Origin of the sequence: uncultured Pelagibacterium sp. (assembly GCF_963972885.1) — a bacterium.
GTDB lineage: Bacteria > Pseudomonadota > Alphaproteobacteria > Rhizobiales > Devosiaceae > Pelagibacterium > Pelagibacterium nitratireducens.
The window spans coordinates 1-13288 of the sequence record NZ_CAXAXY010000077.1; the positions used below are offsets into that span (position 1 = coordinate 1).

Here is a 13288-nt window from a genome sequence, read left to right on the forward strand (position 1 = left end):
GAACGACAGCAGGAAAACTAACCCGAGGGTGTCCACGAAACTCGGGGCTATTCAAATCTCGGGGTGGTGGAGCCCCGGTATCTCAATGAGTTGAGGCGCAAATTCTATTCCAATCCCAAGGATGGAAAGGTTGTAGGGTGGGGCGTAAAGGCTATTCACAAGCTAGGAGACCTTAAGCTGGATAAGGCCCAGACGACCTTTTTTAAGGACCTCCGTATCTCGGATTAGGATGTGGCCTTAACCAAGTATTCCCCTTGCCAACCGCCCCCATCCTCCTCTATACGGGCTGCGGGCCATCCCTCCCCAACGAGGGACGCCCATCTGTAAGGATGGAGCAACATGACAGATATTTCTGCCGCCACCGATGTGGCGAAGCCGGCATTGCGTCCGGAGAATCCCAATTTTTCGTCAGGTCCTTGCGCCAAGCGTCCCGGGTGGACGGTTGAGGCGCTTTCGGGTGCGTTGGTGGGGCGGTCCCACCGAGCCAAGCCGGCCAAGGCACGGATCAAGCGCGCCATCGACCTGACCCGCGAACTGCTCGAAGTTCCCGATGACTATCTGATCGGCATCGTGCCGGCATCCGATACCGGCGCCGTGGAAATGGCGCTGTGGGGCATGCTGGGCGCACGCGGCGTCGACATGTTGACCTGGGAATCGTTTGGGGCCGGGTGGGTCACCGACGTTCAAAAGCAACTCAAGCTCGACGATGTGCGGGTGCTCAAGGCCGAATATGGCGAATTGCCGGACCTCTCCGACGTCGATTTTTCGCGCGACGTGGTGTTCACCTGGAACGGGACGACTTCGGGCGTGCGGGTCCCTGACGGGGACTGGATCCCAGCGGACCGCGAGGGGCTGACCATTTGCGATGCCACTTCGGCGGCGTTTGCGCAGAATCTCGATTTTTCCAAGCTCGATGTTGTGACCTTTTCCTGGCAGAAGGCGCTGGGCGGGGAAGCCGCGCATGGCATTCTGATCCTCTCGCCGCGGGCCGTGGAACGGCTGGAAACCTTCACGCCGGCCAACCGTCCGCTGCCCAAGATTTTCCGGCTGACCAAGGGCGGCAAGCTGATGGCGGAGGTCTTTGAAGGCGCGACCATCAATACGGTGTCGATGATCTGCATCGAAGACGCCGTGGACGCCATGGAATGGGGTCTTAAGGTTGGCGGGCTCAAGGCGCTGCAGGCGCGGGCCGATGCCAATGAGAAGGCAATTGCCGATTGGGTGGCCAAGACCGATTGGGTCGATTTTCTAGCCACTGATCCCAAGGTGCGGTCGAACACTTCGGTGTGCCTGAAAATCGTCGATCCCGAGGTTGCAGCGCTTTCCGACGAGGCGCAGGCCAAGCTTGCCAAGGCGGTTGTCTCCCGGCTCGATAAGGAAGCCGTCGCCTACGATATCGGCGGCTATCGCGACGCGCCGACGGGATTCCGCATCTGGTGCGGCTCGACCGTTCAAACGGCAGATCTCGAAAAGCTGACACCGTGGCTCGACTGGGCGTTTGCCGAAGAGAAAAAGGCGGCGCTGGCGTAAGGCGGGCTGGACGGGAGCGGGCGGCATGGCAAGCGAGAAACTGCGCAGCTTTGCCGCGGACACGGTCGCGCTGGTGATCTTTTTCACCATCGTGAGCGGGCTCAACGAGCGGTTCATCGCCGGCATGAGCTGGCCCGAGGTGGCGGTTTCGCGCACCATCGGTGCGCCGCTGATGGTATTGACGGCTCGGCCTTACGGCTTCTGGCGGGACTGGTTTTTAAAGATCACCAGCCCCCGCTCGCCCGGTTCAACCCTGATCATGGATTCCATTGCGCTGCTGGCGTTTCAGGTGCCGATCTACGTGTTCATCATCTTTGCAAGCGGGGCAAGGGGCATGGGGATCGTTACCGGAGCGTTGGGATTTGCGGTGCTGATGCTGATCCTGGGACGGCCGTATGGACTATGGCTCGAATTCGTGCGGTCCCGTTTTGGACTGAGCGGGCCGGGGCAAAAGCCGATGTCGCTGGGCGGATAAAAGAGAATTTTCCGGCCGCTGCGGTGGCCGGCTTTCATCACATTTTCGGGCCGGAGCGGCCCATGCTGAACAAGGATTATGGATATGGCCAAGGTATTGGTTTCGGACAAGATCAGCCCGGCGGCGATCGAGATTTTCAAGGCAAACGGGGTGGAGGTCGATTACCTCCCCGATGTGGGCAAGGACAAGGAAAAGCTGGCCGAAATCATCGGGCAGTATGACGGTCTGGCCATTCGCTCGGCGACCAAGGTGACCGACAAGATTTTGGCCCATGCCACCAATCTCAAGGTCATCGGGCGCGCCGGGATCGGGGTGGACAACGTCGATATCCCCGCAGCGACCGCCAAGGGCGTGATCGTCATGAACACCCCGTTCGGCAATTCGATCACCACGGCAGAGCACGCCATTTCGATGATGCTGGCGCTGGCGCGGCAGATCCCGGAGGCCGATGCCTCGACGCGGGCATCGAAGTGGGAAAAGAACCGCTTTATGGGCGTTGAAGTGACCAACAAGACGCTGGGCCTGATCGGGGCGGGCAATATCGGCTCGATCGTTGCCGACCGCGCTCAGGGCCTGAAAATGAAGGTGATCGCATTCGATCCGTTCCTCACGCCCGAGCGTGCGATCGATCTGGGCGTTGAAAAGGTCGAACTGGACGACCTTCTGGCGCGGGCCGATTTCATCACGCTGCACACGCCGCTGATCGATGCGACGCGCAACATCATTTCGGCTGAAGCGATTGCCAAGATGAAAGACGGCGTGCGGATCATCAACTGCGCACGCGGCGGGCTGATCGATGAAGCGGCGCTGAAAGATGCGCTGGACGCGGGCAAGGTTGCCGGCGCGGCGCTCGACGTGTTCCTCGAAGAACCGGCCAAGGACAATCCGCTGTTTGGCCTGGCCAACGTCATCTGCACCCCCCATCTTGGCGCATCGACCACCGAGGCGCAGGAAAATGTTGCGCTGCAGGTGGCCGAGCAGATTTCGGCCTATCTCAACACAGGCGAAGTCATCAATGCGCTGAACTTCCCATCGATTTCCGCCGAAGAAGCGCCCAAGCTGACCCCGTTCGTCAAGCTGGCCGAGCTGTTGGGCTCGTTTGCCGGGCAATTGACCGAAACGGCGATCAGCGGCATCCGTATCGAGTTCGAGGGGGATGTTTCCGCGCTCAACACCAAGCCGATGGTCGCGGCGCTGCTCAACGGGGTTCTCAAGCCCTTGCTGGGCGAGGTCAACATGGTTTCGGCCCCGGCACTGGCCAAGGATCGCGGCATTGCGGTGGAAACGGTCAATCGCGAGCAGGTGGGGGCCTATGACAACCTCATCCGGCTCACCGTGGTGACCGAGCGCCAGGAGCGCAGCGTTGCTGGCACGGTCTATGGGTCCAAGGCGCCGCGCATCGTCGAGATCAAGAACATTACGCTCGAAGCGGAAGTCACCCCGCACATGCTTTACATCACCAACGAGGATAAGCCGGGCTTTATCGGGCGGCTGGGCACGCTTTTGGGCCAGCTTGGCATCAATATCGCCAACTTCAACCTCGGCCGGGTCGAACAGGGCAAGGATGCGATCGCGCTTTTGTCCATCGACAGCGAGATGACCGATGGCGAGTTGACGCAGATCGAAGGGCTCGAGGGCGTCAAGCAGGCCAAGCGGCTGGTGTTTGGGGTCTGAGATCGATCACAGCGATTTTGAAAAGGGCGGCAGCGATGCCGCCCTTTTTACTGTGCTTGCGCTCTATTGCGGCTTGAGGATTTCGCGCAGATTGCGGCGTGCGGCATATTCAGCAATGCCTATGCCCGCAATGATGAAGGCTGCGGCGATCATGTGAAAGATCTCGAGGGTCTCACCGAGGATAAAGACGGCGAGCAGGGCGCCGAAGACGGGAATGAGGTTGATGAACAGGCTGCCCCGGTTGGGGCCGATCAGTTCCACGCCGCGTGCGTAGGTCATCTGGGCGACGATGGAGGGCAGCAGGGCCACGTAAAGAACGACGGTCCAGCCGCGCCAGCTCATTGTGGTTACCTCCGCGACAAGCCCGAGCGGGCCGGTGCCGAACACGAGCTGATAGCCGCATGCGGCGAGCATGGCGAAAAAACTTGTGCAGGCAATAAAGCTGAGCCATCCGATTTTCGGCTTGTAGCGCAGCATGAGCGAGTGGAGCGCGTAAAACAGTGCCGCAAGCAGCATCATGGCATCGCCGATATTGACGTCGAGCCCGACCAGCCGGAGCGGGCTGCCATGGGTTGCGACGTGGATGACCCCGTAGATGGTGAGTACCACGCCCACGATGTGGAGCCCGGAGGCGCGGACGCGGAAGATCGCGAAATTGCCGACCATGACGAGAACAGGGATGGCCGCCTGGATCATGGCGACATTGACGGCGGCGGTGTGGGTGGTCGCTGCATAGAGCAGCACGTTGAAGCTGGTGAAACCGAGAACGCCATAAAAGGCCAGCCAGCCCCATCCGCGCCGGATTTCGGCCCATTCGGCGCGCAGGCTGGTCCAGGCGAAGGGCGCGATGATGACAAAGGCAACAAGCCAGCGCATGACCGAAAGCGCATAAGGGTCGAGCTCGCCAATGGCCATTTTCCCCGCAATGATATTGGCGCCCCAGAACAGCGCGGAGAGGGTCAAAAGCAGGTAAGGCTGGCCCATGAGCCGCGTCAATGGATTGGATGGCGAAGAGAGCGAGGCAGGGGACTTTGTCATAACGGGCCTTGTACTTTATAGAACCCGGACTTATCAGCGTTTTGGCTTGCGGTGAAACAGAGATTTCTGCTGCGGGCGACCCCACCGACAGGTGGGGACGTGGCGCACACGAAAGGGAAACTGGCGTAAATGGCGAATGTTGTGGTGGTCGGCTCGCAATGGGGCGACGAAGGCAAGGGCAAGATCGTTGACTGGCTTTCCGAGCGTGCCGACGTTGTGGTGCGCTATCAGGGCGGACACAATGCCGGCCATACGCTGGTCATCGACGGGGTGAGCTACAAGCTTTCGCTGCTGCCCTCAGGGTTGGTGCGCGGCAAGTTTTCGGTGATCGGCAATGGCGTCGTTGTCGATCCGCATCATTTCGTTGCCGAGGTCGCAAAGATTGCCGGACAGGGGATTTCGGTGACGCCGGAGGTTTTGCGCATCGCCGAGAACGCGCCGTTGATCCTTTCGCTGCACCGCGAACTCGACGCGCTGCGCGAGGATTCCAATTCCGGGCTCAAGATCGGCACGACACGGCGCGGGATCGGGCCGGCCTATGAGGACAAGGTGGGCCGCCGGGCGATCCGGGTTTGCGACCTGGCCGAGCCCGAAACGCTTATGGACAAGATCGAGCGGCTCCTGACCCACCACAACGCGCTGCGGCGCGGCATGGGGGCTGTCGAGATTTCGGCGCAGGCAATCCATGATGAACTGATGGCGGTGGCCTCCGACATCCTGCCGTTCATGGACCGGGTGTGGGAGCTGCTCGACGAGCGGCGCAAGCGCGGCGAGCGCATTCTGTTCGAAGGTGCGCAGGGCGCTCTGCTCGACAATGATCACGGCACCTATCCGTTCGTCACATCCTCGAACACGGTGGCCGGGCAGGCGGCGCCCGGCTCGGGACTGGGGCCGGCGGCAATCGATTATGTGCTCGGGATCACCAAGGCCTATACGACCCGGGTTGGCGAAGGTCCGTTCCCCAGCGAGCAGGACAACGAGATCGGCCAGTTCCTCGGCGAGAAGGGGCACGAGTTCGGGGTTGTGACCGGACGCAAGCGGCGTTGCGGGTGGTTTGACGCGGTGATCGTGCGCCAGACAGTGCGCACTTCGGGCATTCACGGCATCGCGCTGACCAAGCTCGACGTGCTCGATGGGCTGGACGAAATTCAGGTCTGCGTGGGGTATGAGCTCGACGGGCAGAAAATAGATTATCTGCCCGCCTCAATGGGGGCACAAAGTCGAGTCAAGCCAATTTATGAAACGCTTGATGGCTGGAAAGAAACGACCGCAGGCGCCCGCAGTTGGGCCGAATTGCCCGCTCAGGCGATCAAATATGTGCGGCGCATCGAAGAACTGATCGGCGCGAGTGTGGCCATGCTCTCCACAAGCCCTGAACGCGAAGACACGATTTTGGTCCAGGACCCGTTTCAAGATTGAATTTTCTTGTTTAAAAACAACTTTGACTAATGCCGGCAACAAGTGATGTTGAGTAGATATGGCCGACTATCGTGAACTCTTGCGCAAGGCGATCGATGCCCTGCCCGACAATACCGGGGCAAATCGCCGGGCGGTTTACGAAAAGGCGCGCAGTGCACTTGTAGCGCAATTGCGCGCCATCGATCCGCCCTTGCCTGCTCGCGAGATCACAACCCACCGGCTCAACCTCGAAGATTGCATTCGTGAGGTCGAGCACGAAGCGACCGAGCGTCTTCTGGGACGGTTCCGTGCTGTCGAGGAAACCGAGCCCGAAGATCAGTCCGAGGATTTCTCCGAAGTCGAGGATGTGACCGGTGAGCCGGTCGCGGCGTTCGATGACCGCGACGACGCTGTGGCCGTGGACGAAGCTGAGCCAGAGCCAGAGCCTGAAATCGAGCCCGCCGATATCGAAAGCGACGGCTTTGTTTCACCTCCGGCCGACGATTTTGTCGCCGAGCCCGAGATGACTGAAGTCGAAACCGTCGAACCCGGGGTGGACGAGCCCGAAGTGGCTGCGGCGGAGCCCGAGTGGCCCGAAGGCGATGCGGAGGAGGGGCCCGCGGACGAGGATCAGTTTTCGGCCGAGCCTGCTCCGATGTTTTCGCCGGACGAGGACGGTTCTTCATCCGTCGAGAACGAGACCGTCGAAACGGTTGACCAGCCCGAGCCCGAGCCCGAAACTGAATCGTTCCGGCCTGGTTCGATCGAGGACATCATCGCTTCTGCGGAACGGGCCGCGGGTGAACCCGAAGATACCGAGCCGTCGACGACCGAGCCCGAAGACGATGAGCGGATCGTCCCGTTTGTGCCGGTGGCCGAACCGGAGGACCATGCCGCTTCGGAAGCCGAGGAAAAGCATTTCATAGTTTCGGAGGCTGACGCCCAGCCCCGGAGCGGTGCACCGCTGGTCGATCTGCACGGACGTCCGCTGAGTGGGACGCAGGAGGCGGTCGCCGAGCCGGAGCCGGCGATGTCGAGCGTTCGTGAGGTTGAACTCGAGCCCGGTATTCTGGCACGTCCGGAAGTTTCCGATGCGCAGGTCGCCATCGACCGGGCGATTGCAGCGCTCGACCGCGAAGCGCGCGGCGAAGCAACCGGTGCCGATGAGGCGGAGGGCGGCGCCGCGGCCGAAGCTCACAACGAAACCGGCGACGAGGACAATCCCGAGCGGCGGGGCGGCTTTGGCGCCTTTACGATCTTCCTTCTGATTTCCGTCCTGCTTCTTGGTGGTGGCGGCCTGGCGGGGTATTGGGCCTGGCGGGAAGGGTTTGTCGACCTCAATGCCATCTTTGCCCAGAACGATGCGCCCGAGACGACCGAAGTCGCCGATGCGGACGTGCCGCAAGAGCCGGCTCCGGGCGAAACGCCGGCCGCTGTCAATACCACGCCGGATGTGCCGAGCACGGATGGCGAAGTGGACGGTTCACCCATGCCGGGCGAGGAGCTTCCCTTCACCGAGACCGAAACGCCCTCGACAGCACCGACGGAACCCGAGGTCACTTTCGAGGACCGACTGCCGGCGGAAGCTGAAACGCCCCCGAGTGCGGACGGTGATGGTGAGGACGAGCCCGGTGCCGCAATAGCGGCCACCGAAGGGCCACAGTCATTGCTGCTCGAGGAGCAGGCCGGCGGGGCGGCGGGCGCAGTGCCTTATACGGGCGGCGTTGAATGGTCGCGCGGGACCGACGAGTTGGGACACCCAACCATCGTCGCCGAGGCCTCGATTCCGGCACGCAATCTGGATGTTGAAGTGTTGTTGCGCCGCAATGCGGACGACAACCTGCCAGCCAGCCACCTCATGGAAGTCAATTTCACGGTTTCCGACAGCTTTGTGGGCGGATCGATTGCCAATCTGCCGGGCGTTCTGCTCAAGAACGAGGAATTGGTGCAGGGCCAGCCGCTGACAGGGGCATCGGCGCGCATCGTGGGCAACTCGTTTCTGTTCGCGCTCTCGAGCGCCAGCGACCTCGACGTCGAAAACAACCTCAACCTGCTCGAGAACCGCGAATGGATCGATCTGGCCATGGTCTATGGTACCGGCCGCCGCGCTATTCTGACCCTCGAAAAGGGCGAAGATGGTGATGCGATCTTTGACGATGTTCTAGAGGCGTGGTCCGCGCTCGATGCCGCGTCGGGGACCGACGCCGAACCGGCGGTCGAGGAGGACACTCCAGCCGAGGCGGCGGGCGGGTAGAACCGCTTCAGATCAATTTCGTGCGGCCGTTTTCGATCCGGTATGTGCTGTCGGCCATGGTTTCTATGTCTTGGGACTGATGGGAAACCACGATGGCGTGCCAATGGTTGGCGCGCACCATATGCCGGACAAGGTCGCGGATGGGGGCGGCCGTTTGGTTGTCCAGGCCGGTAAAGGGTTCATCGAGCAGCAGGACGGGCCGGTTGCGCAAAAGGGTGCGGGCCAGCGCGACGCGTTGCTTCTGGCCGCCCGAAAGTTGCGCGGCACGACGACCGATCATGGCCGAAAGGCCCATCTGGGCGAGGGCTTCGGTCACCCTTTCGTCTGTCGCCCTGGCGGCGCTGCCCAGGCCCAGCGCAACGTTGGCGCCGGTGGAGAGGTGGTCGAACAGATTGTCCGATTGAAACAGGATCGAAACAGGCCGGTCTTCGGGCGGCTGGCCCAATATCGAGCGGCCGGATAGCGCAATATCGCCCGAGATCGGTTCGAGAAAGCCGGCGATCAGGTCGAACAGGGTCGATTTGCCTGCGCCCGAAGGGCCGACCAGACCGGCGATCTCGCCGGGTCCGATACGCATGTCGAAGGCAAAGCCGGTGTCGCCGCCGTCATAGCTGAAGGTCAGCCGGTCAATTTCGAGCATTTGTCAGCTTCTCGAACAGTTTGGGGATGAGGATGAAGGCGGCAACGCTGACAATCAGCAGTACCGCTGCGATGGCCTCGGCGTCATTGGTGCGATAGGCGCCCAGGGCACGATACATCAGCCAGGGAAGGGTGGAAAATTCGGACGTTCCGAACAGCGATATGACGCCCAGATCGCCCAGCGAAAAGACAAACGCGATGGCCAGGGCGTAGCCGACGGGCTGGCCGAGCAGGGGCCATTCGATGCGACTCCATTGCCTGAAAGACGAGATGCCGAGCGCGCGGATGACGCGATGGTGACGCCGGGTGAGCGCTTCGAGCGGCGGGGCGATGGTGGCAAAAACGAAGGGCAGAGCCAAAAGCGCGTTGGCCAGGATCAAGACAATCGGGGCGACGGCGGCGGGGGCAAGGCCGGTGAGCCGGGCGAGCAGGAAAAAGCCCAGCGAGAGCACAACAGCGGGGACGGCGAGGTAGGCAAAGACCGGAAAGCCGAGCACGGCGCGCCAGAGCGAACCTCTGGCCTGCAAGGCGCGGGCCATGCCAAGGGCAAGACCCAGGGCAATGGCGAGCAGCGCGCTGAGCGTGCCGATCACCAGACTGGTCAGAGCGGCCCGCCAGAAAGTGGACTGGACCAGAACATTTGCGATGGCGCCGAAGCCTTCGGCGAGAACCGCGATCAGGGGGGCAAGAAAGCCGGCAAGAAGGATGGCGAGCACGACCCGCTGCGCAGCGGCGAGCCAGCGGCGTTCGGGCCAGTGGATATGGGCTTGGGCGCCGAACAGGCTGGCGGCAGGCGAGAGGGTCGAGGCGGGGATGATGATGGCTGCGCAGACGACCAGTTGCACGATGGCGAGGCTGACGGCGGCGCCGAGATCGAAATCGAGACGCACGGCCTGATAGATCGCCACTTCGAGGGTCTGGTTGGCCGGCCCGCCCCCCAGGGTGAGGACGATGGGAAAGCTTGTGAAGCACAAAAGAAAGATGGTGGCGGCCACACCGGGGATCGAGGCGGCGAGGGCGGGCAAATCGATTATAGTGAAGCGCTGGAGCGGGCCCAACCCCAGGCTGCGGCCGAGCTTGAGCTTTTCGGAGGGGATGGCGGCCAGCCTGTCGATGAAGATGCGGGCGGAAAAGGCGCCATTGAGAACGACGTGGGCCGCAATGATGCCGCCGAGCCCGAAGATCGAAGAGCCGGTTTCCAGCCCCAGCGGGGCGAGCAGGACATTGACCCAGCCATTGCGGCCCCAGATGGCGAGCAGGCCCGAAACGATGACGAGGGAGGGCATGACCAGCGCCGTCGAGAGCAGGCCGATGACGATGCTCCTGCCGGCAAAGCGCAGTCGGTCGAGTGTCCAGGCCAGCGCCATGCCGGTCAGGATCGACAGAACCGTTGAAAGGGCGGCCTGAGTGGCCGAGGTTGCCAGCAGATAGCCGATGTCGGTGACGCTGGAGCCGGTGGTCGCAAAGCGCTGCCCGGCCACCCAAAGGGCGATCAGCAGGGCAGCGATGAGCAAGGCGACGGTGGCGGCAACCGATGCGCCGACGTAACGACGGCCGGGACGCCAGGTGGAGGGAATCCCGGCCAATTTTTTACCTCAGCGTCGAAAAGGCTTCCTCGATCCACGCCCGGGTGTTGGCGGTGACCTCCTCGGCGTCGAGCAGAAGCGCGGGTTGGGGATCGATCATTTCGGCAAAGCCGGGATTGAGCCCGCCTTGGGGTTCGAGCACTGGATACATCCAGTTGGTTTCGGGCAACGGAGCCTGCCCCTCGGGGGTAACGAGATAGGCGAGGAAGTCGCGGGCCAGCTCCTGATTGGGGCTGGAGGCCAGGATGCCGGCGACTTCGATCTGGGTGTAATGGCCCGCGTCGAACCTGGCGGCGCGATAGCGGTCTTCATCCTCGGCAATGAGGTGATAGGCGGGCGAGGTGGTGTAGGAGAGCACCATATCGGCTTCTCCCGAGAGGAACAGGTCGTAGGATTCCGACCAGCCGCTGGTGACCGTAAGAACGTGCGGCGCGAGGCCCTCCCAGATATCGACGGCCCCCTCGCCATAAAGCGCCTTGATCCAAAGGATCAGGCCAAGCCCGGGGGTGGACGAGCGGGGATCCTGAATGACGATCTTGAAATCGTCGGGCAACGCGATCAGTTCCTCAAAGCTTGTGGGCGGTGTCGAGAGGGACTGGCTGTCGTAGACAAAGGCGAAATAGCCGTAGTCGAAGGGGACAAAGACATCGTCGGTCCATTCGAGCGGGATGTCGAAATCGGGAAGGTCGAGCTGGTGCTCGGTGAACAGGCCGGTCGCCTTGCCTTCTCCGATGGTGGCGGTATCGAGCCCTAAAATGATGTCGGCATCAGTCGCATCGCCCTCAAGCTGGGCGCGGCGCAGGGCCGAGATTGAATCATTGGCCGAAACGAAATCGAGTGTGCACTCACACTGGGCCTCAAAGCCTTGCTTGAGCGCAGGGCCGGGGCCCCAATCGGCGGCAAAGGCGTCGTAGGTGTAAACGGTGAGCGTTGGATTGTCCTGGGCGATTGCCGGGAGCGCGAGCGCTCCGAGCACAACCGCGCACAGGCTCGTCCTTACGGAAGCGATCATGAGTTTCCTCATTGTTGGGGCGTGCAAAACCAATGGTTTTGCTGGCGCCGAGCCAAGTTTGCGGCCATGGATTAGGGGAAAGATTTCAAATGGAAGAGCCAATTGTGGCTCTTGCCATCTCGAACTTCCTCCGCCAGCATGACCTGGTTCAGGTTCTATGGGTTTTTCTCAGCCCATCCTTTCGGACGGACACCCCAGCGAGACGAGGCGACACTATAGGCGTGCAAGGTCCAGTGCAAGACGGCGCGGGGGAAAACGGGACGCCGATGGTGTTCGAAGGTCCTTTGCTGATCGTTGGCGGAGGTGAGGTCGACCCCGGTATGCTGGCCGCGCTGGCCAAACAGGCCGCGGGGCTGGTGGGCGCCGACAGGGGCGGGGACATATTGATGGCGGCGGGGCTGGTGCCCGATGCCGTGATCGGGGACATGGACTCGGTTTCCGACCGGACACGGTTTCCGGCTGAAACCAGGATCCTGGCATTGTCCGAACAGGACACCACCGATTTCGAGAAATGTCTCTATTCGACGCGCGCGCCGGTGACGCTGGCGCTGGGAATGACCGGCGGGCGGTTCGATCACACGCTGGCGGCGCTGCATGCGGTTGCGCGTCATGCGGCCGAGCGGCGGATCATCTTGATAGACGGATACGACCTGGCGCTGGGCGTTTCCGGTTCGATCCGGTTTGAGATCGATGTCGGCGCGCGCGTTTCGGTCTATCCGCTCGGACGGACCCGCTTTGCCCGTTCGTTGGGGTTGCGCTATGGGCTCGATGGTCTGGAACTGGTTCAGGGGAAAACGATCGGCACTTCAAACCGTGCGGAGGCGCGGGAGGTCTGCATCGAGGTGGACAGCGCCGGGGACGACCCGTGGCTGCTCATATTGGAGCGCGATAATTTAAAGTCGTTTATTTGAGAAAAGTCACGTTGCGCTCAGGTCTCCGCAAGTAGTTTCGCAAGTTAACGTTCAGTTAACCTTGTGGGATCGATCCATCATGACTAAGAAGTTTGCGTATGTCGCCAGCACGGCACTTGCCGCCGGCGCGCTGTTGAGTAGCATTTTTCCGGTTCAGGCGCAGCAGGTTTTGACGGTTGCCGGAGCTGCGAGTCTCTGTCCCGTCTCATTGGAAACCGAGATCGGGCAGTGCGATCTTGTTGTTCAGTCGTTTCTCGATTCACGCGCTCCCGGCGCCGCTCGGGATGCCGACATTGTCCAACTTGCACTTTCGATTGCGCAAGCCGGCAACGGTGCGGTTGTGCCACAGCCGATCTGCATCGAGGCGGCTGATGCGGTCGTAACACTTGCAATTGCGATGGATGTCGATGCTGGAGCTCAACTGCAGCTTCTCGAGATCGCTGCTGCCATGTGTATCGATCAGATCCCTGTTGCAGCGATTGGCTCATCGAACGCCGATGAAGACGATGATGAACGCAATTATGATCGTAACCGCAACCGCGATGACGATAACACGGGCAATGGCGGTGGCGCCGGCAATGGTGGCAGCGGGAATGGTGGTAACGGCGGCACTGGCAACGGCGGTAACGGCGGCACTGGTAACGGTGGTAATGGCGGTACTGGCAACGGTGGCGAGGGGAATGGCGGTAACGGCGGCAACGGCGGCGCTGGCAATGGCGGCGGTAATGGCGGCGGCCCCCACCCCGGCGGGGGCGGCCATCACGGCGGTGG

11 protein-coding genes and 1 riboswitch are annotated in these 13288 nt (G+C 61.9%); of the genes, 7 read left to right on the forward strand and 4 right to left on the reverse strand.

Going from position 1 to position 13288, the window contains the following annotated elements:
- Nucleotides 1-339 precede the first annotated feature (339 nt).
- The 3 genes from AACZ55_RS12120 to serA all read left to right on the forward strand — a co-directional run bounded on the left by AACZ55_RS12120 (nucleotide 340) and on the right by serA (nucleotide 3679).
- Nucleotides 340-1530: a phosphoserine transaminase gene (locus AACZ55_RS12120; RefSeq protein ID WP_339646404.1), complete on the forward strand. Its 1191-nt coding sequence runs from the start codon at nucleotides 340-342 to the stop codon at nucleotides 1528-1530.
- Nucleotides 1531-1555: 25 nt separating this feature from the next.
- Nucleotides 1556-2005 carry an L-alanine exporter AlaE gene (alaE, locus tag AACZ55_RS12125; protein ID WP_339646407.1) on the forward strand — a complete coding sequence of 150 codons (450 nt, stop codon included), beginning with the start codon at nucleotides 1556-1558 and terminating at the stop codon, nucleotides 2003-2005.
- A gap of 84 nt (nucleotides 2006-2089) precedes the next feature.
- The gene (gene serA, locus AACZ55_RS12130) at nucleotides 2090-3679 is read left to right on the forward strand and encodes a phosphoglycerate dehydrogenase (RefSeq protein ID WP_338609469.1); all 1590 of its coding nucleotides are present in this window, start codon (nucleotides 2090-2092) and stop codon (nucleotides 3677-3679) included.
- Between the two features lie 63 nt (nucleotides 3680-3742).
- Here the strand turns inward: serA and AACZ55_RS12135 are convergent, their stop codons facing one another.
- The gene (locus AACZ55_RS12135; protein WP_338609470.1) at nucleotides 3743-4717 is read right to left on the reverse strand and encodes a DMT family transporter; all 975 of its coding nucleotides are present in this window, start codon (nucleotides 4715-4717) and stop codon (nucleotides 3743-3745) included.
- A gap of 129 nt (nucleotides 4718-4846) precedes the next feature.
- On the opposite strand from AACZ55_RS12135, the gene AACZ55_RS12140 reads away from it, so the two are divergent.
- The gene (locus AACZ55_RS12140) at nucleotides 4847-6136 is read left to right on the forward strand and encodes an adenylosuccinate synthase (protein ID WP_338609471.1); all 1290 of its coding nucleotides are present in this window, start codon (nucleotides 4847-4849) and stop codon (nucleotides 6134-6136) included.
- A gap of 58 nt (nucleotides 6137-6194) precedes the next feature.
- Nucleotides 6195-8369 carry a hypothetical protein gene (locus AACZ55_RS12145; RefSeq protein WP_339646410.1) on the forward strand — a complete coding sequence of 725 codons (2175 nt, stop codon included), beginning with the start codon at nucleotides 6195-6197 and terminating at the stop codon, nucleotides 8367-8369.
- Between the two features lie 7 nt (nucleotides 8370-8376).
- On the opposite strand, the gene AACZ55_RS12150 is transcribed toward AACZ55_RS12145, so the two are convergent.
- Genes AACZ55_RS12150 through thiB form a run of 3 tightly spaced genes read right to left on the reverse strand, consistent with a single transcriptional unit; the run spans nucleotide 8377 to nucleotide 11618 of the window.
- A complete protein-coding gene (locus tag AACZ55_RS12150; protein ID WP_339646411.1) occupies nucleotides 8377-9009 on the reverse strand; it encodes an ATP-binding cassette domain-containing protein in 633 nt (210 codons plus the stop codon).
- Complete coding sequence (locus tag AACZ55_RS12155) at nucleotides 8996-10594, reverse strand: hypothetical protein (RefSeq protein WP_339646412.1); 1599 nt, start codon at nucleotides 10592-10594, stop codon at nucleotides 8996-8998. Before AACZ55_RS12155 ends, AACZ55_RS12150 begins: the two co-directional genes overlap by 14 nt.
- Before the next feature lie 4 nt (nucleotides 10595-10598).
- Nucleotides 10599-11618: a thiamine ABC transporter substrate binding subunit gene (thiB, locus tag AACZ55_RS12160; protein WP_338609476.1), complete on the reverse strand. Its 1020-nt coding sequence runs from the start codon at nucleotides 11616-11618 to the stop codon at nucleotides 10599-10601.
- 96 nt (nucleotides 11619-11714) lie between these two features.
- A riboswitch (TPP riboswitch) is annotated at nucleotides 11715-11813 on the reverse strand.
- 26 nt (nucleotides 11814-11839) lie between these two features.
- On the opposite strand from thiB, the gene AACZ55_RS12165 reads away from it, so the two are divergent.
- Together AACZ55_RS12165 and AACZ55_RS12170 are read left to right on the forward strand one after the other, a co-directional pair.
- Nucleotides 11840-12517: a thiamine diphosphokinase gene (locus tag AACZ55_RS12165; protein WP_339646415.1), complete on the forward strand. Its 678-nt coding sequence runs from the start codon at nucleotides 11840-11842 to the stop codon at nucleotides 12515-12517.
- A gap of 79 nt (nucleotides 12518-12596) precedes the next feature.
- Nucleotides 12597-13288: hypothetical protein (locus tag AACZ55_RS12170; RefSeq protein WP_339646418.1), on the forward strand; the 692-nt coding region annotated here is incomplete at its 3' end.